The sequence below is a fragment of the Streptomyces sp. B3I8 genome, from assembly GCF_030816915.1.
In the GTDB taxonomy this organism is placed as follows: Bacteria; Actinomycetota; Actinomycetes; order Streptomycetales; family Streptomycetaceae; genus Streptomyces.
Genome location: NZ_JAUSYN010000002.1, coordinates 4,999,419 through 5,025,388, shown reverse-complemented (window position 1 = coordinate 5,025,388; position 25,970 = coordinate 4,999,419). Strand labels below are relative to the sequence as shown.

At 72.8% G+C, this 25,970-nt stretch carries 19 protein-coding genes; 2 read left to right on the top strand and 17 right to left on the bottom strand.

Going from position 1 to position 25,970, the window contains the following annotated elements; translation table 11 throughout:
* Positions 1–56: 56 nt before the first annotated feature.
* The 4 genes from ilvN to QFZ64_RS24570 form a co-directional block, all read right to left on the bottom strand.
* Positions 57–584 carry an acetolactate synthase small subunit gene (gene ilvN / locus QFZ64_RS24585; RefSeq protein ID WP_307069200.1) on the bottom strand — a complete coding sequence of 176 codons (528 nt, stop codon included), beginning with the start codon at positions 582–584 and terminating at the stop codon, positions 57–59.
* Between the two features lie 69 nt (positions 585–653).
* Positions 654–2,519: an acetolactate synthase large subunit gene (locus QFZ64_RS24580; RefSeq protein ID WP_307069198.1), complete on the bottom strand. Its 1,866-nt coding sequence runs from the start codon at positions 2,517–2,519 to the stop codon at positions 654–656.
* Positions 2,520–2,770: 251 nt separating this feature from the next.
* Positions 2,771–6,001 carry a putative bifunctional diguanylate cyclase/phosphodiesterase gene (locus QFZ64_RS24575; protein ID WP_373430658.1) on the bottom strand — a complete coding sequence of 1,077 codons (3,231 nt, stop codon included), beginning with the start codon at positions 5,999–6,001 and terminating at the stop codon, positions 2,771–2,773.
* 462 nt (positions 6,002–6,463) lie between these two features.
* Positions 6,464–7,417 (bottom strand): 2-hydroxyacid dehydrogenase, encoded by a 954-nt coding sequence (locus tag QFZ64_RS24570; protein WP_307069196.1) that lies wholly within the window; start codon positions 7,415–7,417, stop codon positions 6,464–6,466.
* A 74-nt stretch (positions 7,418–7,491) separates the two neighbouring features.
* Here QFZ64_RS24570 and QFZ64_RS24565 point away from each other — a divergent pair, with 74 nt between their 5' ends.
* On the top strand, positions 7,492–8,490 hold the full coding sequence (locus QFZ64_RS24565; RefSeq protein WP_307069194.1) for an aldo/keto reductase: 999 nt from the start codon (positions 7,492–7,494) through the stop codon (positions 8,488–8,490).
* Between the two features lie 502 nt (positions 8,491–8,992).
* Positions 8,993–10,144, top strand: coding sequence for a sorbosone dehydrogenase family protein (locus tag QFZ64_RS24560; protein ID WP_307069192.1), 1,152 nt, complete (start codon positions 8,993–8,995; stop codon positions 10,142–10,144).
* Between the two features lie 17 nt (positions 10,145–10,161).
* On the opposite strand, the gene QFZ64_RS24555 is transcribed toward QFZ64_RS24560, so the two are convergent.
* The 13 genes from QFZ64_RS24555 to QFZ64_RS24495 all read right to left on the bottom strand — a co-directional run bounded on the left by QFZ64_RS24555 (position 10,162) and on the right by QFZ64_RS24495 (position 25,837).
* A complete protein-coding gene (locus QFZ64_RS24555; RefSeq protein ID WP_307069190.1) occupies positions 10,162–10,422 on the bottom strand; it encodes a type II toxin-antitoxin system RelE/ParE family toxin in 261 nt (86 codons plus the stop codon).
* Positions 10,423–10,521: 99 nt separating this feature from the next.
* Complete coding sequence (locus QFZ64_RS24550) at positions 10,522–11,247, bottom strand: hypothetical protein (protein WP_307069188.1); 726 nt, start codon at positions 11,245–11,247, stop codon at positions 10,522–10,524.
* Positions 11,248–11,283: 36 nt separating this feature from the next.
* A complete protein-coding gene (locus QFZ64_RS24545) occupies positions 11,284–11,871 on the bottom strand; it encodes a GNAT family N-acetyltransferase (RefSeq protein WP_307069186.1) in 588 nt (195 codons plus the stop codon).
* Positions 11,849–14,107 (bottom strand): MMPL family transporter, encoded by a 2,259-nt coding sequence (locus tag QFZ64_RS24540; protein WP_307069184.1) that lies wholly within the window; start codon positions 14,105–14,107, stop codon positions 11,849–11,851. Before QFZ64_RS24540 ends, QFZ64_RS24545 begins: the two co-directional genes overlap by 23 nt.
* Before the next feature lie 202 nt (positions 14,108–14,309).
* Positions 14,310–14,711 carry a hypothetical protein gene (locus QFZ64_RS24535; RefSeq protein ID WP_307069181.1) on the bottom strand — a complete coding sequence of 134 codons (402 nt, stop codon included), beginning with the start codon at positions 14,709–14,711 and terminating at the stop codon, positions 14,310–14,312.
* Between the two features lie 190 nt (positions 14,712–14,901).
* Entirely contained in the window at positions 14,902–16,416 is a 1,515-nt protein-coding gene (gene gatB, locus QFZ64_RS24530; protein ID WP_307069179.1) for an Asp-tRNA(Asn)/Glu-tRNA(Gln) amidotransferase subunit GatB, read from the bottom strand.
* A gap of 15 nt (positions 16,417–16,431) precedes the next feature.
* On the bottom strand, positions 16,432–16,674 hold the full coding sequence (locus QFZ64_RS24525; protein ID WP_006139668.1) for a hypothetical protein: 243 nt from the start codon (positions 16,672–16,674) through the stop codon (positions 16,432–16,434).
* The gene (gene gatA, locus QFZ64_RS24520; protein WP_307069175.1) at positions 16,671–18,164 is read right to left on the bottom strand and encodes an Asp-tRNA(Asn)/Glu-tRNA(Gln) amidotransferase subunit GatA; all 1,494 of its coding nucleotides are present in this window, start codon (positions 18,162–18,164) and stop codon (positions 16,671–16,673) included. The genes QFZ64_RS24525 and gatA overlap by 4 nt, the downstream gene beginning before the upstream one ends.
* Positions 18,165–18,169: 5 nt before the next feature.
* Positions 18,170–18,466 (bottom strand): Asp-tRNA(Asn)/Glu-tRNA(Gln) amidotransferase subunit GatC, encoded by a 297-nt coding sequence (gene gatC, locus QFZ64_RS24515; protein WP_030380187.1) that lies wholly within the window; start codon positions 18,464–18,466, stop codon positions 18,170–18,172.
* A gap of 289 nt (positions 18,467–18,755) precedes the next feature.
* A complete protein-coding gene (locus QFZ64_RS24510) occupies positions 18,756–20,888 on the bottom strand; it encodes a putative bifunctional diguanylate cyclase/phosphodiesterase (protein WP_373430657.1) in 2,133 nt (710 codons plus the stop codon).
* A gap of 925 nt (positions 20,889–21,813) precedes the next feature.
* A complete protein-coding gene (gene ligA / locus QFZ64_RS24505) occupies positions 21,814–24,009 on the bottom strand; it encodes an NAD-dependent DNA ligase LigA (protein ID WP_307069170.1) in 2,196 nt (731 codons plus the stop codon).
* A 15-nt stretch (positions 24,010–24,024) separates the two neighbouring features.
* Entirely contained in the window at positions 24,025–25,032 is a 1,008-nt protein-coding gene (locus QFZ64_RS24500; protein ID WP_307069168.1) for a methionine synthase, read from the bottom strand.
* A 79-nt stretch (positions 25,033–25,111) separates the two neighbouring features.
* On the bottom strand, positions 25,112–25,837 hold the full coding sequence (locus QFZ64_RS24495) for an SDR family oxidoreductase (RefSeq protein ID WP_307069166.1): 726 nt from the start codon (positions 25,835–25,837) through the stop codon (positions 25,112–25,114).
* Positions 25,838–25,970: the final 133 nt, after the last annotated feature.

Genomic DNA, 25,970 nt, shown 5'->3' with positions numbered 1-25,970 from the left:
CGCCCGGGGCGGCCGGCGGGCGTTTCCGGCCATCCCGGGGCGGTTCTGAGCCGACGTCAGGCTGAGCGGTCCAGTGCGCGCAGCGAGCGGTCGGTGATGGAGCGGGCGCCGCGGCCGATCGCGATGGTGCCGGACTGGACCAGTTCCTTGATGCCGTACTGCTCCAGCATCCGCAGCATGGCGGTCAGCTTGTCGCCGGAGCCGGTGGCCTCGATGGTGACGGCCTCCGGGGAGACGTCGACGGTCTTGGCGCGGAAGAGCTGGACGATCTCGGTGATCTGGGAGCGCGTCTCGTTGTCGGCGCGCACCTTCACCAGGACGAGTTCGCGCTGGACGGCCTGGGCCGGCTCCAGCTCGACGATCTTGAGCACGTTGACGAGCTTGTTGAGCTGCTTGGTGACCTGCTCCAGGGGCAGGTCCTCGACGCTCACCACGATGGTGATGCGGGAGATGTCGGGGTGCTCGGTGACGCCGACGGCGAGCGAGTCGATGTTGAATCCGCGGCGGGAGAAGAGCGCGGCGATCCGCGCCAGGATGCCGGGGGTGTTCTCGACCAGGACCGAGAGCGTGTGCTTGGTGGACATGACGGTCGTACCTTCCTGAAATCCCTGAAGTCCCTGAAGTCGCTGACGTCCGGTGGCTCTCGCGGGCTCTCAGTCGTCCTCGGTGTCGCCGAAGTCGGGACGGACGTCCCGGGCGGCCATGATCTCGTCGTTGGACGTGCCGGCGGCGACCATCGGCCACACCATGGCGTCCTCGTGGACGATGAAGTCCACGACCACGGGGCGGTCGTTGATCGAGTTCGCCTCCTCGATGACCTTGTCCAGGTCCTCCGGGCGCTCGCAGCGGATGGCGTAGCAGCCCATGGCCTCCGACAGCTTCACGAAGTCCGGGACGCGGGTGCCCTTGGCCTCCGGGCTGATGTCGGTCGGGCCGGAGTGCAGGACCGTGTTGGAGTACCGCTGGTTGTAGAACAGGGTCTGCCACTGGCGGACCATCCCGAGGGCGCCGTTGTTGATGATGGCGACCTTGATCGGGATGTTGTTCAGGGCGCAGGTGGTCAGTTCCTGGTTGGTCATCTGGAAGCAGCCGTCGCCGTCGATCGCCCAGACGGTGCGGCCGGGCTGCCCGGCCTTGGCGCCCATCGCGGCCGGGACCGCGTAGCCCATGGTTCCGGCGCCGCCGGAGTTGAGCCAGGTGGCGGGCTTCTCGTACTGGATGAACTGCGCGGACCACATCTGGTGCTGGCCGACGCCGGCCGTGAAGATCGTGTCCTCGGGCGCGAGCCGGCCGATGCGCTCGATGACCTGCTGCGGGGAGAGCGAGCCGTCCTCGGGCAGGTCGTAGCCGAGCGGGTAGGTCTCGCGCCAGCGGTTGAGGTCCTTCCACCAGGCGGCGTACTTGTTCGCGGCGGCCTCGCCCTGCTGGCCCTCGGCGGCCTCCTTCTGGACGGCCTGGATCAGGTCGGCCAGGACCTCGCGGGCGTCCCCGACGATCGGCACGTCGGCGACGCGGTTCTTGCCGATCTCGGCGGGGTCGATGTCGGCGTGGACGATCTTGGCGTACGGGGCGAAGCTGTCCAGCTTTCCGGTGACGCGGTCGTCGAAGCGCGCGCCGAGGGCGACGATCAGGTCGGCCTTCTGCAGCGCGGTGACGGCGGTGACCGCACCGTGCATGCCCGGCATTCCCACGTGCAGCGGGTGGCTGTCGGGGAACGAGCCGAGCCCCATCAGGGTGGTGGTGACGGGGGCTCCGGTGAGTTCGGCGAGGACCTTGAGTTCGGCGCTGGCCTTCGCCTTGATCACACCGCCGCCCACGTAGAGGACGGGCCGCTTGGCGGCGCCGAGCAGCTTGGCGGCCTCGCGGATCTGCTTGGCGTGCGGCTTGGTGACGGGGCGGTAGCCGGGCAGGTCCATCACGGGGGGCCAGGAGAACGTGGTCTTCGCCGTGAGGATGTCCTTGGGGATGTCGACCAGGACCGGGCCGGGGCGGCCGGTGGAGGCGACGTGGAAGGCCTGTGCGATCACCCGGGGGATGTCCTCGGCCTTGGTGACCAGCCAGCTGTGCTTGGTGATCGGCATGCTGATGCCGACGATGTCCGCCTCCTGGAAGGCGTCCGTACCGATCGAGGAGGACACCACCTGGCCGGTGATCGCGACCAGCGGGACGGAGTCCAGGTTGGCGTCGGCCAGTGGGGTGACCAGGTTGGTGGCGCCGGGGCCCGAGGTCGCCATGCAGACGCCGACCTTGCCGGTGGCCTGCGCGTACCCGGTGGCGGCGTGGCCCGCGCCCTGCTCATGGCGGACCAGGACGTGACGGACCTTGGTGGAGTCCATCATCGGGTCGTACGCCGGCAGGATGGTACCGCCGGGAATGCCGAATACCGTGTCGGCGCCGACCTCCTCGAGCGAACGGATGAGGGACTGCGCGCCCGTCACCTGCTCGGGAGCGGACGACTGCGGTCCGGAGGAACGGGGCCGCGGCTGCGGATGGTGTGCCCCGGAGGCCTGCTCGGTCATCGGCATTCTCTTCTCGATGCTGAGGGTTTTTGCGAGGTTCGTACGTACTGCGACTGCGGCGCCTGCGGCGCGACGGGTGCCCGTGCAACAAAAAACCCCTCGTGCCAGGAGGCAAGCGAGGGGAGCGCGCCGGGTACGGTCGCTGGGTGTTCCGGGTGGTCCGGTCCGGCCCAGCTTCAGCCGACGCGCTGTCCAAGTACGAGAATTCGGGTGCGCATGGAACTGACCCTCTCGCCGGGGCGCACCAACTGTCAAGTGGGTGGGACGGGAGTCTCATCATGTGGTCGAAGGGCGGTGCCACCTCCCAGAACCGCGGTGCCGCCGCCGAGCCCGGCCGTCACGCTGCCGAGCGCGGTGGTCGTCCCGCCGAGGGTGGCGGCGCCCCGGGCGGCGGTCGCCGTGGTGCCCCGAGCGGCGGCCGCGGTGGTGCCGCGCAGGACCGTCGGGACGGCGCCCCCGTACAGGCTCGCGCCGCCGCCCGCGAGGACGGGCTCGGCCGGTCCGTGCGGCACCGGGTAGTGGCCGCGGGCGAGTGCCCGGCGCAGCCGGTGCTCGTCCAGCGGCCCGGAGAAGACCAGGCCCTGGCCGTGGGTGCAGCCCATGGCGCGCAGGGTGACGACCTGCTCGGGCAGATCCACCCCGTCGGCCACGGTCTGCAGTCCCAGGTCGGCGGCGATCCGGAGCAGCCCGCTGGTGATCTTGTGTAGCCGGGCCGACTCGACGACCCCCTCGACCAGTCCGCGGTCGAGCCGGAGGATGTCGACGGGGAGCCGGCGCAGTGCCGCGATCGTCGTCTGCCCGCTGCCGACGCCGTCCAGGGCGATCCGTACGCCGAGCCGGCGCAGGGCGCCCAGGCGGCGCTCCAGTTCCTCCAGGGGCACTCGGGCATCGATCTCGGCCAGTTCGAGGATCAGCGCGCCGGAGGCGAGTCCATGCCGGGTGAGCAGGCCCTCGACGGAGCCGGGCGGCAGGGTGCGGTCGAGGAGCCGGCGGGCGGTCAGGCGGACGGTGACGGGCGCGGTGATCCCCTGGGCGGCGCGTTCCGCGGCCTGGGTGACGGCCCGTTCGAGCAGCCCCCGGCACAGCTCGGCGGCCCGTTCCCCCGTCTCGGAGACGCCGAGGTACTCGCCGGGGGTGAACAGCACGCCCTGGGCGGAGCGCCAGCGGGCCTGGGCGGCGACCGAGGAGATCCGGCCGTCGGCGAGGGCCACGACGGGCTGGTGGAGCAGCAGGAACTCGCCGTCGTGCAGCGCGGCCCGCAGCCGGCCGGCCAGTTCGGCCTTGCGGACGACGTCCTGCTGCATCTGGGGGGCGTACAGCTCGACGCGGTTCTTGCCGGCCGCCTTGGCCCGGTACATGGCCAGGTCGGCGTTGCGCAGCAGCTCGCCCGCGCCCAGGCCGGGCTCGGCGAAGGCGACGCCGATGGAGGCGGCGACGCGGACATCGTTGCCGTCGATGGTGTAGGGCTGCGAGAGGCCCACGCGGAGACGGTCGGCGAGTTCCTCTATGTGGCGTTCTCTGGCGGCGTGGTCGCGGGTGCCGTCACCGGTGATGAGGGCGGCGAACTCGTCCCCGCCGAGCCGGGCGGCGGTGTCGCCCTGCCGCAGGGAGTCCTGGAGCCGGCGGGCGGCCTGGACGAGCAGTTCGTCCCCCGCCTGGTGGCCGATGGTGTCGTTGACGGCCTTGAAGCCGTCGAGGTCGATGAACAGCACCGCCGTGCCCCGCAGGGCGGGCCCCCGGTCGGCGGCGCGACGGCCGGACAGTGCCTGCCGCACACGCCGGGTGAACAGGGCGCGGTTGGGCAGGTCGGTGAGCGGGTCGTGCTCGGCGTTGTGCTGCAACTGGGCCTGCAGGCGGACCCGTTCGGTGACGTCCCGGCTGTTGAAGATGAGGCCGCCGTGGTGGCGGTTGACGGTCGACTCGACGTTGAGCCAGCCTCCGCCGCCGGAACGGAAGCGGCACTCGATACGGGTGGTGGGTTCCTCGACGGGGCTGGCCGCCAGGAAGCGGCGTACCTCGTGGACCACGCAGCCGAGGTCCTCCGGGTGGATGAGCCCGGCGAGTTCGGTGCCGACCAGTTCCTCCGCGGGCCGTCCGTAGACCCCCGCGGCGGCCGGGGAGACGTAGCGCAGGATGCCGCTGGGCGCGGCGATCATGATGACGTCGCTGGAGCCCTGGACCAGGGAGCGGAAGTGGTTCTCCTTCTGGGCCAGTTCGTGGGTGAGCGTGATGTTGTCGCGCAGCATGATGCCCTGGCGGACCAGGAGGGCGAGCACGACGGCCCCGGCGGTGACCAGCACCACGTGGTCGACGCTGCGGCCGTCGAGGAGGTTGTAGAGGATTCCCAGGGTGCAGACGGCGGCGGCGAGGTAGGGCGTGAGAGCGGCGAGCGAGCCGGTGAGGGGGCGGGTGACCGGGTACCGGCCGTGCCCCGGCTCCGCCGGGAACGGGTGCGGGTGCGGGTACGGGTGCCCCTGCCCGGCGGGGTGGGCCGGGGGCGGGGGTGGCACCGGGGGCCCGGGGGCCGGACGACGGTGTGCGGACGGGAGTCGGTCCTGGGCGGAGCCGGTCCTGCCGTCCGGCGAGGGCCCCGTCCTGGTGTGCTCGTGGGCCTGCCCGCCGGCGCCCGGCACATGGGCGTGCACCACCCGGGTGTGCGCCTCGCCGTACCCCTCGCCGGTGCGGGTGCCGACCCAGGGGGCGTAGGCGAGGAGCAGGGAGCCGGAGAACCAGCCCGCGTCGAGCAGTTGGCCGGAGTGGTAGGCGTTGTGCAGCAGTGGTGAGGTGAACAGGGCGTCGCACGCGACGGTCAGCCCGAGCGCGCCGATCGCGGTGTTGACGGCGGAGCGGTTCACCGCGGAGCGCCGGAAGTGCAGCGCGAGGACCATGCTCACCAGGGCGATGTCCAGCAGCGGGTAGGCGAGCGAGAGCGCGGTGTGGGCGACGCTCGGCCCGTCGAACCTGGCGGCCTGGGCGAGCGCGAGACTCCACGACAGGGTGAGCAGCGAGCCGCCGATGAGCCACGCGTCCAGCGCGAGGCACACCCAACCGGCCCTGGTCACGGGCCGTTTGGCGAGCACGAGCAGGCCGACGATGGCGGGCGGCGCGAAGCACAGGAAGAACAGGTCCGCCCAACTGGGGCTGGGCACCGGGCGGTCGAGGACGACCTCGTACCAGCCCCAGACGCCGTTGCCGAGAGCGGCCATGGTGGACGAGAGGGCGAACAGCAGCCAAGCGGGTCGAAAGCGGCAGCGGCGGGAGCGTGCGCGCAGCAGGCAGGAGATGGCGGCGGCGCCCGCCGCCATGCTGAGCCCGAAGTCGCCCATGAACAGCGCGAGCCGCTGCGAGCCCCAGCCGAGCGCGGCACCGGTGGCGTACCCCCCGCACAGGAGGGCGAGGAGGAGCTGCGGAACCGGGCTCGGGCGGCCGCGCGGCGCACGGCGGCGGAGCGGCAGGGCTCCGGGTGTGCTCACCGGTCCCACCCGGCCCGGGCAGGGGCGGCACCGCGGGTCCGCCGGTGTACGTGGCGCCTGCGGGAGGCGGGCCCTCGGTGGTGCGGGCCTCCGCGCGCGTGCCCGGGTGGCGCCGCGCGCCACGTTCGTCGGCGTTCGCCCTGTCGCGTCGGATCGGTGATGGTGGTCAGGCCGTGCATCGTCCGTCGCCCCCCCCTCGCAGTCCCAGTTCCTGGTCGTTCCCTCGTCCCCGGCGCCCAACGTGCGCGGCGCTGGCCCCTGTCGGGGACGATACACCAGGTTGGTCACTCAGGGACATAGTCTCTCTACGCTCCGTGACGAGCTGGGCGGATGCGTGCACGGAACGCTTCCGGAGGGCTGCGGAGCGTGCGCCAAGCGGAGTCGGCGCGCGCCGCGGGTGTCGTATGCGCTGGTGGTGCGCCCCGGTCGGCCGACCGCTCATGAAGGGCGCCCGCGGGCGCCCCGCCCGTTTCAGTCACCGGTGGTGAGGACCACGTTGCGCAGCGGTCGCCGGTTCACCAGCCGGGTGAGCTGATCGGTCAGGAGCCGCCTGGCGCGGGGCAGGAAGGCCGAGGTGGGGCCGCCCACGTGCGGGCTGATCAGCAGGCCTGGCGCGGACCACAACGGGTGGCCCGGGGGCAGTGGTTCGGGGTCGGTGACGTCCAGTGCGGCGGTGATCCGGCCGGTCTCCAGCTCGGTGAGCAGCGCCTTGGTGTCGACGACCGGCCCGCGCCCCACGTTGACCAGCAGCGCGCCGTCCTTCATGCGGGTCAAGAAGTCGGCGTCGACCAGTCCCCTGGTCTGTTCGGTGAGCGGGGTCACCAGCACCACCACGTCCGCCTCCGGCAGCAGTTCGGGCAGGGCGGCGATCGGGTGCACGGGGCCGCGCGCCGTCGTGCGCGCGGAGCGTGCGACGCGTGCGACCCGCGCCACCTCGAACGGTACGAGCCGGTCCTCGACGGCGCTGCCGATGGACCCGTAGCCGACGATCAGTACGGAGCGGTCGGCGAGCGCGGGGCGGAAGCCGCCCGCCCAGCGGCCCTCGTCCTGGGCGCGGACGAAGCCGGGGACGCCGCGCAGCGAGGCGAGGATCAGGGTGAGCGCGAGTTCGGCGGTGCTCGCCTCGTGCACGCCGCGGGCGTTGCACAGCGCCACCCCGGGCGGCAGCGCGGAGAGCCGGCCTGCCACGTCGTCGACGCCTGCGGTCAGCGTCTGTACGACGCGGACGTTGCGCAGCGCGTCCAGCGGCCGGACGCGCACGGGGTGCGGCTTCATGTACGGCACCACGTACACCGCGCAGTCGGCGGGATCGCCGGGGAACGGCTGCCGGCCGTCCTCGCCCCCGTCCCAGAAGAGGTAGCGGAACCCCTCGGGGAGCTGCGGGATCTCCTCGGGCGGGATGGGAAGCCACACGTCGTCGGTCATGCCAGGAGGCTATGCGAACCCGTGTGCGCGGAAACGGTTAGGTTGGTGGGCCGGGACAGGGAGGGTACGGCCAGGTGGAGCGCAGGACGATGGGCGCGGCGGCACTGCGGGTGGGGGCCGTGGGGCTCGGGTGCATGCCCATGAGCTGGGCGTACACCACGTCGCGGCAGCGGGGCGAGGAGTCGGTGCGGGCGGTCCACCGGGCGCTGGACGCCGGGGTGACGCTGCTCGACACGGCGGACATGTACGGGCCGTTCACCAACGAGCTGCTGGTCGGCCGGGTGCTCAAGGAGCGGCGCGCGGACGCCTTCGTGTCGACGAAGGTGGGGCTGCTCGCCGGTGAGCAGCACATCGTGGCCAACGGCCGCCCCGGATACGTCCGGCGGGCCTGCGACGCGTCGCTGCGGCGGCTCCAGACGGACGTCATCGACCTGTACCAGCTGCACCGCGCCGACCCCGAGGTGCCCGTCGAGGAGACCTGGGGCGCGATGGCGGACCTGGTGCGCGCCGGGAAGGTGCGGGCGCTGGGGCTGTGCGCGATGGACGTCCGGGGCGGCCGGCGGTCGCGGGCGGGGCTGTACGACGGGGTGGTGCGGCAACTGGAGCGCGTGCAGCAGGTGTTCCCGGTCACCGCGGTCCAGGCCGAACTGTCGGTGTGGTCGCCCGAGGCGCTGCGCACGCTGCTGCCGTGGTGCGCGGCGCGCGGGGTGGGGTTCCTGGCGGCGATGCCGCTGGGCAACGGGTTCCTGACCGGGACGCTGCGCCCGGGCGAGGGGTTCGAGCCGGACGACCTGCGGGCCCGGCACCCGCGCTTCACCGCCGAGATGATGGCGGCCAACCAGCCGATCGTGGTCGGCCTGCGGCGGATCGCGCGCCGGCACGGGGCCGGCGTGAGCGCCGCGCAGGTGGCCCTGGCCTGGACACTGTCCCAGGGGCCGCACGTGGTCCCGGTGCCGGGCACGAAGCGGGCCCGCTGGGCGGCGGAGAACGCGGCGGCGGCCGACGTGCGCCTGACGGAGGAGGACCTGGCGGAGGTGGCGGGTCTCCCGGCGGCGCTGGAGTCCTGGGACTAGGGTCTTTCGTTTGGATCAGGCGGCTGGGAGGCGCGGTGCGTCTTCGACCGACCCGAGCGGGGTCCGGTGCGTGCGGCTGCGAGGCGGAGGAGGGCGCCAGGGCGGAGCCCCGGCAACCGACGACAACGCCGCACAGGCGCGCACCGGACCCCGCGACGCCGGAATGATTCAAAGGAGAGGCCCTAAGGGCTGTCGCTCCCTTCCCGTCGTCCGCCCGGAGGGCGGGCCGGGCGGCATCAGGTACGTGCTCTGGGGGTCCCCCCTGCTCGAGCGAGGACGCGAGCTCGGGGGGAGCGTGCATGGTTCCGCCCGGCAGACGGGAAGGGAGGGACCGGCCCTGGAGCGGCTTCCCGCAAGGGGATTCCGCCTCGAACAGCCCGTCGTACGCGGTCCGTTCCGCACCGCCGGACGGGTGCGACCGACCGCCGGCGCCCCGCTCGGCGACGTACGCTTCCCCTCATGGCGCGGCTGTGCCGCGAAGCCCCGGCGAAGGGACTCCCTCGTGCGCTCTCGACCCACCGCGGCCGCGCTGGCGGTCGCCGCCCTGCTGCTGGCGGCGGGCTGCTCCGGCGGCTCCGGCTCGCCGGACGGCACCGGTACGAGCGCCTCCGCCGGCCGCACGCACAGCCCTTCCCCGACGGCGGAGCGCACACCCCCCGCCAAGGGCTCGGTGAAGGTGCTGCGCACGGTGGCCGAGGGCCTGGACTCTCCCTGGGGTCTGGCCCCGCTGCCGGGCGGCGGGCTCCTCGTCTCGTCCCGGGACGAGGGCACGATCATCCGCGTCGACGAGAAGACCGGGAAGAAGACCACGCTGGGCTCCGTTCCCGGCGTCGCCGCCGAGGGCGAGGGCGGTCTGCTCGGCATCGCCCTCTCCCCCGCGTACGGCTCCGACCATCTGGTGTACGCCTACTTCACGACCGACTCCGACAACCGCGTCGCCCGCATGCTGTACGACCCGAAGAAGCCGGCCGGGGAGCAGCTCGGCGCCCCCGACACGGTGTTCAAGGGCATCCCCAAGGGCGCCATCCACAACGGTGGCCGGATCGCGTTCGGCCCCGACAAGATGCTGTACGCGGGCACCGGCGAGTCCGGCGAGCGGCAGCCGGCCCAGGACAGGAAGTCGCTCGGCGGCAAGATCCTTCGGATGACCCCGGACGGCGACCCGGCCCCGGGCAACCCGTTCGACGACTCGGTCGTGTACACGTACGGACACCGCAACGTCCAGGGTCTGGCCTGGGACGGCGAACAGCGGCTGTTCGCCTCGGAGTTCGGCCAGGACACCTGGGACGAGCTGAACGCGATCGCGCCCGGCGCGAATTACGGCTGGCCCGACGCGGAGGGCAGGGGCGGCGGTCCGAAGTACCACGACCCGCTCGCCCAGTGGCACACCGACGACGCCTCCCCCAGCGGCATCGCGTACGCCGAGGGGTCGATCTGGATGGCCGGCCTGAGGGGCGAGCGCCTGTGGCGCATTCCGCTGGCCGGCACGAAGGCGTCGGCGGACCCGCAGCCCTTCCTGAAGGGCGAGTACGGGCGCCTGCGCACGGTGGTCGCGGCGGGCGGCGACAAGCTCTGGCTCACGACGAGCAACACGGACGGCCGCGGCGACCCCGAGAAGGGCGACGACCGCATCCTGGAACTGCGGGTCCGGTAGGGCCGGCAGTTCGACGGTCAGGCGTCGTTCACCAGGGACCGTCCGAGGAACGCCACGGACACCAGGATGAGAAAGGCCCGGTGCACCATGTAGTCGACGGTCAGTCCCGGGGCGACGGACACGACCCGGATGTCCTCGCCGCTCACGGCCTGCGACACCGGTGTGAACGGGTCCTCCGCCAGCTTGAGCAGTCCTCGCTCAAGGGGTTTGCGCCGCTCCTCGGGGAGGGCGTCCCGCTGAGTCGCGGCCCGCTCCGTGTACTCGATTCGATACAACACGACTCCACCGAACTCGGAACTTCCTCGCATTGTCCCGCCCGGAGCCACCAGTCGTGTCCGTCGTGGACGACGGGAGGCCCGGGGCCTCCCGTCCTCCGCTCAGCTCGCCGACGGAAGGCCGAGCAGGATGTCGGTGTACTTGGCGACCGCGAGCAGCAGTCCGAGGACGCCCAGTGCGACGCCGCCCCAGGCGACGGACTTGATCCAGGCCGCCTGCGGCCGGCCCGGGGCGCCGAAGGCGGGGCGGGCGAGGACGACGACGCCCACGACCAGCGCGAGCAGCGCGAAGAAGCCGCCCCACAGCGCGGCGGCGTGCCAGGCGTCGCCGTAGACCTCCTTGATCTGGGTGGCGACGTTCGCCGACGACGAGGTGTGGAGCTGCCCGACGAGCGTCTCGCGGGCGGAGGCCACCGTGCCGACCCAGCCCCCGGTGAGCGACACCACGCCGAGCGCCGCGGAGACCACGGCCCCGGCGCCCTGGCCGACCCCGGTGGGGCCGTCGGCCCGCGCCGTGCCGTCCGAGGAGTCGGCCGGGTCCGCCGGGTCCTCGGCGTGGTCCGCCGAGTCCGCGGGGAGGCTGCGCGCGGCGCCGTCCCCGGCCTGCGCGGCGTCGGCGTTCTCCCGCTCCTCCGGCTTCTCCGGCTTTTCGGCAGCCGTCTCCTCCGGCTGTGCGGTGGGCGGCACCGCGTCGGCCTTCGCCGTGGCCGTGCCGTCCGCCGCCCCGGCACCGTTCTTCGCCTCGGCGGCGTTGTCCGCCCCGGACTCGGGCTTCGCCTCGGCGCCGGTCACGGTCGCCCCGGCCTCGTCAACTGTCTTGGATCCCATAACTCCGCACCGTACGTACGCTCTCTGAGAGGTCTCTTAACGAGGGCTCCCACTGTCATCGGCGTCGGCAGCCGTGCGTGCCGCTCGCCACTCGGGGGCGAGCATGGACCACACTTCGAGGTCCTGCCGCACGCCCCGGTACAGGTTGTTCCCGCGCAGTACGCCGTCCTGGCGCATGCCCAGCCGTCGCGCCACGTTGATGCTGGGTGTGTTGGCGGACGACGCCCGCCACTCCACACGGTGGATGCCTCGCTCGTCAAACGCCCAGCCGAGGAGCACGCGCACGGCCCGGGTGACCAGCCCCCGGCCGACCGCCGCCGGTTCCAACCAGCAGCCGGCCTCGGCGGTGCCCTGCGCCGCGTCGAACGTGCGGAACAGCACACCTCCCACGAGCCGCCCCTGGTACCAGATGCCGTGCAGGCTGCCGCCGTCGTCGGCGCGCCGGTGGGCGTACATGGTGAGAAGGCCGCGCGCGGAGTCGACGTCCGTCTCCCGGGTGCCGAAGGGGATGTGCTGTCCTATGAACTCGCGCCCCCGGTCCAGGTGCGCGAGGAACTCCTCGGCGTGCCACGGCTCCAGGGGGCGCAGTTCGGCCCCGTCGTCACCCAGGGATGTCGCGTACATCGTCCTGCCGCTCCTTCACCAGTGCGTCCACCGCCTCCGCGAGCGCGGCGTCGTCCGCGCCCGTTCCGGGGGCCCCGGGCAGTGTCGCACGGCACTGTGGCGGCTCGATGCCGAGGTGGGGCAGGCGGGCGTCGAGGCCGCGCGGCAGCCACCAGTTGGCGTCGCCGAGCAGGTGCATCAGGGCGGGGACGAGGAGCGTGCGCAGGACGAACGCGTCGAGGGCGACGGCGGCGGCGAGCGCGATGCCGAACATGGCGATCGTGCGGTCGCCGCTGAGGACGAAGGCGAGGAAGACGGAGATCATGATGACCGCGGCGGAGTTGATGACGCGGCCGGTCTCGGCGAGGCCGACGCGTACCGCGCGCCGGTTGTCGCCGGTCTCCAGCCATTCCTCGTACATCCGGCTGACCAGGAAGACCTGGTAGTCCATGGAGAGGCCGAACAGCACCGACACCATGATCACGGGGAGGAACGGCTCGATCGGCCCGGCCCGGCCGAGGCCGAGGAGTTCGCTGCCCCAGCCCCACTGGAACACGGTGACGACGACGCCGAACGCGGCGGCCACGGCGGCGACGTTCATCACGGCGGCCTTGAGCGGGATGGCGAAGGAGCGGAAGGCGAGCAGCAGCAGGACGCAGCCCAGGCCGATCACCACGCCGACGAAGAGCGGGAGTTTGCCGACGATGACGCCGGCGAAGTCGTCGTACCCGGCGGTGACCCCGCCGACCTTCACGTCGAGCCCGGTGCCGGACCGGGCGCGCGGCAGCACCTCGGTGCGCAGCCGGTCGACGAGGTCGCTGGTGCGCGCCGACTGCGGTGCGGACTCCGGGATCACGGTGAGGTGGGCGGTGCTCCCGCCGGAGTTGTAGGTCACCGGTGAGACGGCGGCGACGTCGGGTGTGGTCCGCAGGGTGGCGGCGAGGTTGTCCATGACGAGCCGGTCCTCGGCGTCGTCGAGATGGGTGACGAGGGTGAGGGGGCCGTTGACGCCGGGGCCGAAGCCGTCGGCGAGGAGGTCGTACGCCTGCCGGGTGGTCGTCCGCGCCGGGTCGGTGCCGGCGTCGGAGGTGCCCAGGCGCAGCGAGAGGGTGGGCAGCGCGAGGACGGCCATGACGACGAGGGCGAGGGCGCCGAGGAGTCTGGGGTGCCGCTCGACGAAGCCGGACCAGCGGGCGACGAACCCGGTGGCGACTTCCGGTTCGGGCCCGTGCTCGGCCAGGCGGCGGCGTTCGCGGCGGCTGAGCACCCGCGTGCCGGTGAACGACAGCAGGGCGGGCAGCAGGGTCACGGAGGCGGCGACGGTCAGGACGACGGTGAGCGCGGCGGCGACGGCGACGCCGTTGAGGAAGTCGAGCCGCAGGATGAGCATGCCGAGCAGCGCGATGCACACGGTCGTGCCCGCGAAGACCACCGCACGGCCGGTGGTGGTGACGGCGTCCTCGGCCGCCTGGGCCACCGTGAGCCCGCGTTTGAGGCCTCTGCGGTGCCGGGTGACGATGAACAGCGCGTAGTCGATGCCGACGCCGAGCCCGATCAGCATGCCGAGCATGGGCGCGAAGTCGGCGACGGTCATGGCGTGGCCGAGCAGTTCGATGCCGGCGTAGGCGGTGCCGACGCCGACGAGCGCGGTGGCGATCGGGAGCAGCGCGGCGACGGGCGAGCCGAACGCGACGAGCAGGACCGCGGCGGCGACGAGCACGCCCACGATCTCGGCGAGGTGGCCGTCGGCGGACTGGGTGAGGGAGACGGCGCTGCCACCGAGTTCGACCCGCAGTCCGTCGGCCCCGGCGGACTGCGCGGTGTCGACGACGGCCCGTGCCTCGCTCTCGGTGACGCGCTGTGAGGGGCTGTCGAAGGTGACGGTGGCGTAGGCGGTGTGTCCGTCGCGGCTGATCCGCCCGGTGTCGCCGTCCTCGTAGGGGCCGGCGACGGAGGCGATGCCGGGGAGGTCGGCCAGCCGGTCCAGGGTGCGGGTCATCGTCTGTTGGACGTCGGCGTCGCGCACGGTGCCGTCGGTGGTGTGCCAGACGACGGTGTCGGTGTCGCCGTCGGCGCCGGGGAAGCCCTCGCGGAGCAGTTGGGCGGCCTGGCCGGCTTCGGTACCGGAGACTGTGTAGTCGTTGGAGTAGGCGGCTCCCACGACGGTCGCGGTCGTGAAGACGCCCGCGAAGACGGCCAGCCACAGCAGGACGGCGGCGAGACGCCGCCTGATGCACCAACGCGCGAGGGCTGCCACGGACGTGCTCCCTTGGGGGTGTGGATCTTTGCCCGAAGTCGGCACGGAATAAGGCGATCAGCCCGCAAAGAACGCTTGAACACTGCTCGTTCACTGTTGCAGGTGAAAATGATCGTTTGTGGTGATAGTGGCCTTACTCACAGCGGTGCGGGGAATGCGCGAGGGGATCGACGGGAGCCGTCCGTCCGCCGGTCCGGGCGCCTCAGTCGAACTGGTCCCCGACCGCCATCAGTGCCGTGCCGGCGATCATGAGCCACAGGGCCCGGCGGGTACGGCCGCGGGAGCCGAGCACGGCCGCCAGCGCGCAGCCGGCGGCGCCGGAGGCGTAGGCGAGGGGGACGAGCGGCGGGGCCGCGTCCACGGCGCGCAGCACCGCCGCGGCGAGGCCGGCGGCGGTCAGCAGGGCGCCGGTGCCGGTCGCGATCCAGCGGGCCCGCCGGGCGTCCGGGGAGAACCCGTCCTCGGCGTCCTCGTCAGCTACGGCGTCCTCGTCATTTACGGCGTCCTCGACAAAGGCATGCACGTCGGCGGTGCCGGGGGCGTCGGACGGGTCGGCGTGGGCGGCGTCGCGCCCGCCGACGTCGGAGGGGGAACGTCCGCTCATGGCCGCCGAGCGTAGTCCCTGCCGCGGCGTCTCGTGGGCCGGGGCCGCCCGGCGAGACGTCCGGCGCACCGGAACCCCGCGGCGAGACGTCCGGCGCACCGGGGCCGGACGTGCCGGAGGGGTGGCACCGCGACCGGCGCCACCCCTCCGACGACGTACGTGCGTGTGTACGTCTCGCTTCCGCTCCCGCTCAGCCCTCGGTGACGCCCAGCTTCTCGAGGATGAGCTCCTTGACGCGGGCGGCGTCGGCCTGGCCGCGCGTGGCCTTCATGACCGCGCCGACCAGCGCGCCCGCCGCGGCCACCTTGCCGCCGCGGATCTTGTCCGCGACGCCCGGGTTGCCGGCGATCGCCTCGTCGACGGCGGTGCCGAGGGCACCCTCGTCGGAGACGACCTTCAGGCCGCGCTTGTCGACGACCTCGTCCGGCGTGCCCTCGCCGGCCAGCACGCCCTCGATGACCTGGCGGGCCAGCTTGTCGTTGAGGTCGCCCTCGGCCACCAGTTCGGCCACCCTGGCGACCTGCTGCGGCGTGATCGCCAGCTCGTCCAGCGGCTTCTGCGACTCGTTGGCGCTGCGGGCCAGCTCGCCCATCCACCACTTGCGGGCGGAGGCGGCGTCCGCGCCCGCGTCGATCGTGGCGACGATCGGCTCCAGCGCGCCGGCGTTGAGGATCGCCTGCATGTCGAAGCCGGAGATGCCCCACTCCTCGCGCAGCCGGTTGCGGCGCACCAGCGGCAGCTCGGGCAGGGAGGCGCGGATCTCCTCGACCCACTCGCGGGCCGGGGCGACCGGCACCAGGTCCGGCTCGGGGAAGTACCGGTAGTCCTCGGCCTCCTCCTTCACGCGGCCGGAGGTCGTGGACCCCGTGTCCTCGTGGAAGTGCCGGGTCTCCTGGATGATCGTGCCGCCCGAGGAGAGCACCGCGGCGTGCCGCTGGATCTCGAAGCGGGCCGCGCGCTCGACGGAGCGCAGCGAGTTGACGTTCTTCGTCTCGCTGCGGGTGCCGAACTTCTCCCGGCCGTGGGGGCGCAGCGACAGGTTGACGTCGCAGCGCATCTGGCCCATCTCCATGCGGGCGTCGGAGACGCCGAGCGCCCTGATGAGCTCGCGCAGCTCGGCGACGTACGCCTTCGCGACCTCGGGGGCCCGCTCGCCCGCGCCCTCGATCGGCTTGGTGACGATCTCGATGAGCGGGATGCCGGCGCGGTTGTAGTCCAGCAGGGAGTGGGACGCGCCGTGGATACGGCCGGTGGCGCCGCCGACGTGCAGCGACTTGCCGGTGTCCTCCTCCATGTGGGCGCGCTCGATCTGCACGCGGAAGACCTCGCCGTCCTCCAGCTGTACGTCGAGGTAGCCGTCGAAGGCGATCGGCTCGTCGTACTGGGAGGTCTGGAAGTTCTTCGGCATGTCCGGATAGAAGTAGTTCTTCCGGGCGAAGCGGCACCACTCGGCGATCTCGCAGTTGAGCGCGAGGCCGATCCGGATGGCCGACTCGACCCCGGTCGCGTTGACGACCGGGAGCGCGCCGGGCATGCCGAGGCAGGTGGGGCAGGTCTGCGAGTTGGGCTCGGCACCGAGCTCGGTGGAGCACCCGCAGAACATCTTCGTCTTGGTGCCGAGTTCGACATGGACCTCGAGGCCCATGACGGGGTCGTACGACGCGAGTGCGTCCTCGTACGACACCAGGTCGGTCGTGGTGGTCACGGTGATGCTTCCCTCTCAGCCCAGCAGGACGTCGTCGTCGCCCAGCCGCTTCAGCTCGCGGTAGAGGATGGCGAGGTTGGTGACGACCGCGGCGCCGGTCACGACGGCGTCGATCAGTCGCAGCGTGTCGTGGTCGTCGCGGGCCTTCTTGATCTGCTTGTAGGCGCCGAGGGCGCCGAACGCCGACGTGGCCATCGAGACGTACAGACCGGTCCGGGACTTCTTGAAACCCTTGGCCTTGGACAGTGCGTTGCTCACAGCGACGGTGCCTCCTCGATCAGCGGGTGACCCCACCTTTCCACGAAGGCGGCCTCGACGGCGGCACCCACCTTGTACAGGCGGTCGTCCTTCAGGGCCGGGGCGATGATCTGCAGCCCGACCGGCAGGTTGTCCTCGGGGGCGAGGCCGCAGGGCAGCGACATCGCGGCGTTGCCCGCGAGGTTGGTCGGGATGGTGCACAGGTCGGCGAGGTACATCGCCATCGGGTCGTCGGCGCGCTCGCCGATCGGGAAGGCGGTGGTCGGGGTCGTCGGGGAGACGATCACGTCGACCTGCTCGAACGCCTTCTCGAAGTCCCGCGTGATGAGCGTACGGACCTTCTGGGCGCTGCCGTAGTAGGCGTCGTAGTAGCCGCTGGACAGGGCGTACGTGCCGAGCATGATGCGGCGCTTGACCTCGGCGCCGAAGCCGGCCTCGCGGGTCAGCGAGGTGACCTCCTCGGCCGAGTGGCTGCCGTCGTCGCCGGTGCGGCGGCCGTAGCGCAGGCCGTCGAAGCGGGCGAGGTTGGAGGAGCACTCGGAGGGGGCGATCAGGTAGTACGCCGACAGGGCGAGGTCGAAGGACGGGCAGTCCAGTTCGACGATCTCGGCGCCCAGTTCCTTCAGCAGCGCGACGGACTCGTCGAACCGCTGGATGACGCCGGCCTGGTAGCCCTCGCCACGGAACTGCTTGACCACGCCGACGCGCATGCCGTCGACGCTGCCGTTGCGGGCGGCCTCGACGACCGGTGGGACCGGGGCGTCGATGGAGGTGGAGTCCAGCGGGTCGTGCCCGGCGATCACCTCGTGCAGCAGGGCCGCGTCCAGGACCGTACGGGCGCAGGGGCCGCCCTGGTCGAGGGAGGAGGAGAACGCCACCATGCCGTACCGGGAGACCGCGCCGTACGTCGGCTTGACGCCGACCGTGCCGGTGACGGCGGCCGGCTGGCGGATGGAGCCGCCGGTGTCGGTGCCGATGGCGAGCGGGGCCATGTGCGCGGCCAGCGCGGCCGAGGACCCGCCGCCGGAGCCGCCGGGGACGCGGGTGAGGTCCCACGGGTTCCCGGTCGGCCCGTACGCGCTGTTCTCGGTGCTCGACCCCATGGCGAACTCGTCCATGTTGGTCTTGCCGAGGATGACGACGTCGGCGGCCTTGAGGCGCTGGGTGAGCGTCGCGTCGTACGGCGGGATCCAGCCCTCGAGGATCTTGGAGCCGACAGTGGTCGGGATGCCCTCGGTGGTGAAGATGTCCTTCAGCGCGAGGGGCACGCCGGCCAGCGGGCCGAGCTTCTCCCCCTTGGCACGCTTCTCGTCCACGGCGCGGGCCTGGGCGAGGGCGCCCTCGCGGTCGACGTGCAGGAAGGCATGCACCTTCTCGTCGACGGCCTCGATCCGGGCGAGGTGGGCCTCGGTGACCTCTACGGCGGTGAGTTCGCCGGAGGCGATCTTCTCGGCCGTCTCGGCGGCGGTGAGCCTGATGATGTCGCTCATGGCGGTTACTCCTCCCCCAGGATCTGCGGCACCTTGAAACGCTGCTGCTCCTGGGCCGGGGCGCCGGAGAGCGCCTGCTCGGGGGTGAGCGAGGGACGGACCTCGTCCGCGCGCATGACGTTCGTCAGCGGCAGCGGGTGGGAGGTCGGCGGTACGTCTTGGTCGGCGACCTCGGCGACGCGGGCGACCGCGCCGATGATGTCGTCCAGCTGTCCCGCGAAGTGGTCGAGCTCTTCGGGCTTCAGCTCCAGACGCGCCAGCCGGGCGAGGTGGGCGACCTCCTCGCGCGTGATGCCAGGCATGCGGCGTTCCTCTGAGTGAGTGCGAGCGGTTCGGCCCCAATCCTATGGGGCGGGACGGGGTGAAGGCGCACGGGTTCGTTGCCGCGCCCGTGAGGGGCGCGGGGAACCGCGCGAGAAGCCCCGCCCACCCGCGTCCGACGACGCACCGAGAGGTCCGGGGGCGGAGCCGCCCGGGGGCTGGGAACGGGAAAGGGCGGCGGGGGCGGGAAACCCTCCCGGGCGCCCCCGGCAGGAACCGCACCCCCACCATCCGGCGGGGACCACGCCCCCACCCCGGGGGAGCCGCAGGCTATTCGTCCCCGGCCGCCGCCGGCAGCGCGGGCGCGGCCGAGGCCCGCCGCGGCGCTCCCCGCGCCCGCAACCACGCCGTCGTCTCGTCCGGCGGCATCGCCGCCGACACCAGCCACCCCTGCACCGCGTCACACCGCAGATCCCGCAACCGCTCCCACGTCTCGTCGTCCTCGACACCCTCCGCGACCACCATCAACCCCAGCGAGTGCGCGAGATCGATCGTGCAGCGCACGATCTCCGCGTCCTCCGTGTCGATCGCCAGCCTCGCCACGAACGACCGGTCGATCTTCAGCTCGCTCACCGGCAGCCGCCGCAGGTGCACGAGCGAGGAGTACCCCGTCCCGAAGTCGTCCAGCGACATCTTCACGCCGTGCCCGGCGAGCGCCGCCAGCGTGTCCGCGGCCCGCTGCGGGTCCTCGAGCAGCACATGCTCGGTGATCTCGAGCTGCAGCGCCCCCGCCGGCACCCCGTGCCGGGCCAGCCGCGCGGCGACGGAACCGGCGAAGCCGGGGGTGTGGACGTCGCGCGGGGAGACGTTGACCGCGACCGGGACGAACAAGCCCTTCTTCCGCCAGGCGGCCACCTGTTCGAGCGCGGTCTCCAGGACGTACTCGGTCAGGTGCGGCATCAGCCCGGAGGACTCGGCGATGGCGATGAACTCGTCCGGCGGGACCCGGCCGCGCTCGGGGTGCACCCAGCGCACCAGTGCTTCGAGCCCGGCGACCTCTCCGTCGAAGCGGACCTTGGGCTGGTAGTGCAGTTGCACCTCGTGCGCGTCGAGCGCGCGCCGCAGGTCGCCCAGCAGGCCGAGGCGGTCGGGGGTGTTGGAGTCCCGCTTGGACTCGTAGACCTCGACGCCCGTGCGGTCACGTTTCGCCTGGTACATCGCCACGTCGGCGCGGCGCAGCAGTCCCTCGGCGTCGGTGGAGTGGTCGGGGAAGACGGCGAGCCCGGCGCTGGCCTCCAGGACGAGGGTGAGCCCGTCGAGGTCGAGCGGGGAGCTGAGCGCGACCACCAGGTTGCGGGCGACGCGGGAGGCGGAGGTGGTCGAGTCGGCGATCGGCAGTAAGACGGCGAACTCGTCGCCGCCGAGCCGTGCGGCCTCGGCCCCTCGGGGCAGCGCCAGCCGCAGTCGTTCGGCGATCTGGAGGAGCAGCCGGTCGCCCGCGAGATGGCCGAGGGTGTCGTTGACGGAGCGGAAGCGGTCGAGGTCGATCAGCATGAGGGCGGACCGTGCCCCGATGCGTTCGGCGTCGTCGAGGGCGCTCCAGGTGCGTTCCAGCAGCCACTGCCGGTTGGGCAGTCCGGTCAGCGGGTCGCGCAGTTGTTCCTCGGCGCGGATGCGGGCGATCCACAGGGTGGAGTCGAGCGCGATGAGGGGGATGGCGAACAGGGGCAGCAGCAGCGGCCGGGCCTCGGCGACGACGCAGATCAGCGGGGTGATGCCGAGCAGTGCGACGGCGAGCAGTCCCTGTCGGACCAGGGCGGTGCGGGCGACGGTGGGCAGGTGGCCGCCGCGCGGTCCGTGCAGGAACCACAGCAGGGCGCGGGTGACGACGAGGTAGGCGCAGGCGACCAGCGCGACCTGGGGTGCGGTGGCGAACGTCCAGGTGCTCGGGTACCAGGGGTGTTCGACGGACGGGACGCGGCCGCACGCGGCCAGCAGCAGGGCGCCGGTGCCGATGCCGAGGATGTCCACCGCGCCGTGCAGGACGCCCTGCCGCCAGCGCCCGGGCCGGGCGACGCCGACCAGGACGACGGTGGTGAGGCTGATCATGCCGGCGGCGACCCAGCCGTGGAGCAGCAGGACGGCGAGGGTGAGGGCGGCGCCGGAGCCGGTGCCGCCGGACCAGCGGGAGCGGCCGAGCGCCACGAGGTGGCCGACGATGACGCCGGTGAGCAGGGCGAGGGACCAGCCGACGGTGCCGGACGGGAAGAGCGCGTGGTGACCGTCGAACGCCCGGTAGAAGCCGGCGCCGAGGACGACGGCGCCGACACCGACGACGGCCGCGGGCAGCGACGGCCAGGAGGGGCCCCGCTCCCCGCGCTCCAGCGGATGACCGCCGCCGTCCGCCCGGGGATCGGCCGCCCGGGTGCCGCCCGGTCGCGGTGCCCCGCCCGGCCTCGGCACCCAGCGCGGCACCCTCCCGCTTCCGGTTCCGGAACCACCCTGCCCCGGCACGGCACCGGCCCCGGAGCCACGGGGCACACCCGAGGCACCGGCGGCACCCCGCCCACGCACGGCACCGGCCGCGCCCGGGGCAACTGACGTACCCGGGGCACCAGTGGCACCCGGAACACCCGAGGCACTGGACGCGCCAGAGGCACCGGAGGCACTGAAAGCACCGGAGGTGTCCGAAGCACTCCGAGCACCCGGAGAACCAGACGCACCCAGGGCACCCGAGGCACCGGACCTGCCAGAAGCGCTCTGCGCACCCGACGCACCCGAGTCACCCGCGGCCCCCGGCCGCCGCCCCGCGGCACCCGGCCTCCCCGAGGCACCCGGACGGCCCGGGAGGTTCGGAAGACCCGACGTACCCGAACGGCCCGACGCACCCGGACGACCCGGGAGAGCCGGAAGGCCCGACCCGCCCGCCCCGCCCAGGGCGCCCGCAGCGGCGTCCTCGGCGGCGGCGCCCGGGGCGGCTCCGGTAGCTCTGGCGGCGCCCGCCGTTCCGGCGGCTCCCGCCGCTCCCGTGTCCTCGCGCGGTATCGCCCCGGCGTCGGGCGAGCGCGACGCCGTTCGGGAGGCTCCGCGGCGCCACGCGCCGGATATCCGGCGCACGCGCAGCCGCGCGTCCGGGGCGGCGCTCTCGCTCGGTTCCATTCCCGTCCCTCTCACAGCCGGCGGTGCCCACGCGTTCGCGGCCCGGTGCCGGCGACGACCGCCGACGGCACCACGTCCAAAAACCCACCACGCAGCGGGGCACGGCAGGCGCACCTCTCAACAGTAGGCCGCGTAAGGCTTCCACGGGCAGCGGTCGACGATGGTTGCCCGAATGCGACCCGGCCACCCGTATGCATCTGGTATGCGCCGAACGGGTGGCCTTCAACCGCTACTCCTCGGTCGGAAGCGCGACTTCGGCCGCGGCTTCCGCTCCCCGCTCCAGCAGCACGGCGAATCCGTCCTCGTTCAGCACCGGCACCTTCAGCTGCATCGCCTTGTCGTACTTCGATCCGGGGCTGTCGCCGACGACGACGAACGACGTCTTCTTGGAGACCGACCCCGTGACCTTGGCGCCTCTGCTCTGCAGGGCCTCCTTGGCGCCGTCCCGGGTGTGGTGTTCGAGCGTGCCGGTGACGACGACGGTGAGGCCCTCCAGCGGGCGCGGCCCCTCGTCCTCGCCGGTGCTCTCCTCCTCCATGCGCACCCCGGCGGCCTTCCACTTGCGCAGGATCTCGCGGTGCCAGTCCTCGGCGAACCACTGTTTGAGGGAGGCGGCGATGATCGGGCCGACGCCCTCGGTGGCCGCCAGCTCCTCCTCACCGGCCGCCTCGATGCGGTCCACCGACCGGAACTCGCGGGCCAGCGCCTCCGCGGCGACGGGGCCGACGTGACGGATGGACAGGCCGGTGAGCACGCGGGCCAGCGGGCGCTGCTTGGCGGCGGCGATGTTCTCCAGCATGGCGACCGCGTTCTTCCGCGGCTCGCCCTGCTGGTTGGCGAAGACCGTGGCGACCTTCTCCTCGCCGGTCTTCGGGTCCCGCTTGGGCAGCCCGCTGTCCTGGTCCAGGACGTACGCCTTGATGGGCAGCAGCTGCTCCATGGTGAGGTCGAACAGGTCGCCCTCGTCGGTCAGCGGCGGCTCGGCGGGCTCCAGCGGTCTGGTCAGGGCCGCGGCGGCGACATAGCCGAAGTGCTCGATGTCCAGCGACTTGCGGCCCGCGAGGTAGAAGAGCCGCTCACGCAACTGGGCGGGACAGGCCCGGGAGTTGGGGCAGCGCAGATCGACGTCGCCCTCCTTCATGGGCTTCAGCGGGGTCCCGCACTCGGGGCACTCGGAGGGCATCACGAACTCCCGCTCGCTGCCGTCCCGCAGGTCGGCCACGGGGCCGAGGATCTCCGGGATGACGTCACCCGCCTTGCGGAGCACCACCGTGTCGCCGATGAGGACGCCCTTGGCCCTGACCACGTCCTGGTTGTGCAGCGTGGCGAACTCGACCTCGGAGCCGGCCACCGTCACCGGCTCAACCTGGGCGTACGGCGTCACCCTGCCCGTTCGGCCCACGCCGACGCGGATGTTGAGGAGCTTGGTGTTGACCTCCTCGGGCGCGTACTTGTACGCGATGGCCCAGCGCGGGGCGCGGGAGGTGGAGCCGAGGCGGCCCTGGAGGGGGATCTCGTCGAGCTTGACGACGGCCCCGTCGATCTCGTGCGCCACGGAGTGCCGGTTCTCGCCGTAGTACGCGATGAACTCCCGTACGCCCGCGAGGTCGTCGACCACCCTGTTGTGCGGGGAGGTCGGCAGGCCCCAGCTCGCCAGGAGTTCGTACACCTGGGAGAGGCGGGTCATGCCCTCGAAGCCCTCCAGGGCGCCGATGCCGTGCACCACCATGTGCAGGGGGCGGGTCGCGGTGACCCGGGGGTCCTTCTGGCGCAGCGAACCGGCGGCCGCGTTGCGCGGGTTGGCGAAGGGCTTGTCGCCGGCCTCGACGAGGCGGGTGTTGAGCTCCTGGAACTTCTCCATCGGGAAGTAGACCTCGCCGCGGATCTCCACCACGTCCGGCACCTGCTCGCCGTGCAGCCGGTCGGGGATCTCGGCGATCGTGCGCACGTTGGGCGTGATGTCCTCGCCGGTGCGGCCGTCCCCGCGGGTGGCGGCGCGGGTGAGCCGGCCGTGCTCGTAGGTGAGGTTGACGGCGAGGCCGTCGACCTTGAGCTCGCACAGGAAGTGGTACTTCTGGCTGCCGAGCTCCTTGGCGATGCGTTCGGTCCAGGCGGCGAGGTCCTCGTCGTTGAACGTGTTGTCCAGCGACAGCATGCGCTCACGGTGCCGGACGGAGGTGAACTCCGTCTCGTAGGCGCCCGCGACCTTCTGCGTGGGCGAGTCGGGGGTGCGCAGCTCCGGGTACCGCTCCTCCAGGTCCGTCAGTTCCCGCAGCAGCCGGTCGAACTCCGCGTCGCTGACGACCGGGGCGTCCTTCACGTAGTAGCGGAAGCGGTGTTCCTCGATCTGCTCGGCGAGCCGGACGTGCTGCTCCCGTGCCCGCGCGGGCACCGCCGTGGTCTGGGCTTGCTTGTCGCCGGCCACCGTGTTGTCCTCCCGTTACTCTGGGTCGTCCGCGAGGGACCTCGCCGCCCGGGCGCAGTGGGCGAGCGCCCGGCGCGCGTACTCGGGGGACGCGCCCGCGAGTCCGCACGCCGGGGTGACCGTGACCGCCTCCGCGAGAAGTTCCGGAGACAGCCCCAGCCTGCGCCACAGCGTCCTGACACCCATGACGCTACCGGCAGGGTCTGACAACGGGGCGTCCGTGCCGGGCACGACACCGGTGAACAGCCGGGTCCCCGCTTCCACTGCTTCCCCCAGCGTGTCGTCGTCACGCTCGGTGAGCAGGGAGAAGTCGAAGGAGACGGCCGCCGCACCGGCCCGGCGGAGCAGCGCGAAGGGCACGTCGGGGGCGCAGGAGTGCACGAGGACGGGTCCGGTGCCGTGGGCGCCGACGACGTCGCGCAGCGTGGCCTCGACGACCTGCCGGTCGAACGCGCGGTGGGTGCGGTAGCCGCTGGCGGTGCGGACCTCGCCGCGCAGGACGGCGGTGAGGGAGGGCTCGTCGAGCTGGAGCACGACTTGCGCGCCGGGCACCCGGCGGCTCACCTCGGCGAGATGCTCCCGCAGCCCCTCGGCGAGCGAGCCGGCCAGGTCGCGGCAGGCGCCGGGGTCGGAGAGGGCGGCCTCGCCGTTGCGCAGCTCCAGGGCCGCGGCGAGCGTCCAGGGGCCCACGGCCTGCACCTTCAGAGGGCCTTCGTAGCCCTGGGTGAACTCCTCCAGGGCGTCGAGGTCCTCGCCGAGCCAGGAGCGGGCCCGTTTGGTGTCGCGTCCGGGGCGGTCCCCGATCCGCCAGCCGCTGGGCTCCACGCGCGCGTAGAGCTCGACGAGCATCCCGGCGGTGCGGCCGATCATGTCGGCGCCTGGGCCGCGGGCCGGCAGTTCGGCGAGGAAGGGGAAGTCCTCGAAGGATCCGGTGACGGTCTTCGCGGCCTCCCGCGCGTCACCGCCCGGCATGGAGCCGACGCCGGTGGCGGGCCCGAACCTGAACTGGCTGTTGTCGCTCACGCGGGAAGCCTATGGCCTGCGGCGCGGGGCCCTGGCGTCCGCCCCGCGGCGCACTCGCCGTACGGGGCGGACGGAAGACTCAGGACTCGTGGAACTTGTCCGCCAGGCCGCGTTCCAGGTAGTCGTCCGGCAGGTCCTGGACGACCACCTCGGCCTCCTTGCGCTCCGTGTGCAGCCGCCAGTACGCGTCGGCGATCGTCTCCGGCCGGGAGGCGTCGCCGCCCTGGCCGATGTAGGCGGCGATCGCCACGTGTGCGGCGTGGACGCCGGTGCCGGAGAGCGCGGCGTGCAGGTTGAGGATCCAGTTGCGCATCCCGCCGGTGGCGATCTGCACGTTCGCCACGTGCGGGGCGATGATCGGACCGGACCCCGCGCCGCTGGTGACCAGGACGGTGCCCGTGCCGCGTTCCAGCATGCCGGGCAGGACGTGCTGTATCGCGGCGACGCCGCCGAGCAGGTAGAGGTCGAGCTGGGCCAGGACCGAATCGACGGTGACCTTCGTGGCCTCGACGAGCGGCGCCCGGCGCAGGTCGGCCGGGGTGGGCGCGGGCGAGTACTCGAGGACGTCGATCGGCCCGAGCCGCTCCTCGGCGGCGGTCAGCGCCGTGTGCAGGGCGGGACGGTCGGTGACGTCGGCGGGGAACACCTCGGCCCGGACGCCCGCGCCGGCCAGGTCCTCGGCCACGTCCTCCAGGGTCGTGCGGTTGCGGGCGAGCAGCGCCACGTCGAACCCCTCGGCACCGAATCGCCGGCCGATCGCGCGGCCCAGTTGCGGACCCGCGCCGACGATCGCGATCGTGCTCAATTGGCCACCTCGTTAGTCTTGTTCGTGCACGCAGTTGTTCCGTGCACGCAGTCGTCCTGCGTCGTCCTGCGGTCCGTCCCCCGCTCCGTAACCCTAGGAACGCCTCGGGCACCAGGGCTCGGACCGGTGCGAC

Bases quoted from the DNA above. Each gene is read 5' to 3' on its own strand.
- QFZ64_RS24580 (WP_307069198.1), bottom strand. From the start codon at position 2,519: ATGACCGAGCAGGCCTCCGGGGCACACCATCCGCAGCCGCGGCCCCGT.
- ilvN (WP_307069200.1), bottom strand. From the start codon at position 584: ATGTCCACCAAGCACACGCTCTCGGTCCTGGTCGAGAACACCCCCGGC.
- gatA (WP_307069175.1), bottom strand. From the start codon at position 18,164: ATGAGCGACATCATCAGGCTCACCGCCGCCGAGACGGCCGAGAAGATC.
- QFZ64_RS24570 (WP_307069196.1), bottom strand. From the start codon at position 7,417: ATGACCGACGACGTGTGGCTTCCCATCCCGCCCGAGGAGATCCCGCAG.
- gatC (WP_030380187.1), bottom strand. From the start codon at position 18,466: ATGCCTGGCATCACGCGCGAGGAGGTCGCCCACCTCGCCCGGCTGGCG.
- QFZ64_RS24535 (WP_307069181.1), bottom strand. From the start codon at position 14,711: ATGAGCGGACGTTCCCCCTCCGACGTCGGCGGGCGCGACGCCGCCCAC.
- QFZ64_RS24545 (WP_307069186.1), bottom strand. From the start codon at position 11,871: ATGTACGCGACATCCCTGGGTGACGACGGGGCCGAACTGCGCCCCCTG.
- QFZ64_RS24550 (WP_307069188.1), bottom strand. From the start codon at position 11,247: ATGGGATCCAAGACAGTTGACGAGGCCGGGGCGACCGTGACCGGCGCC.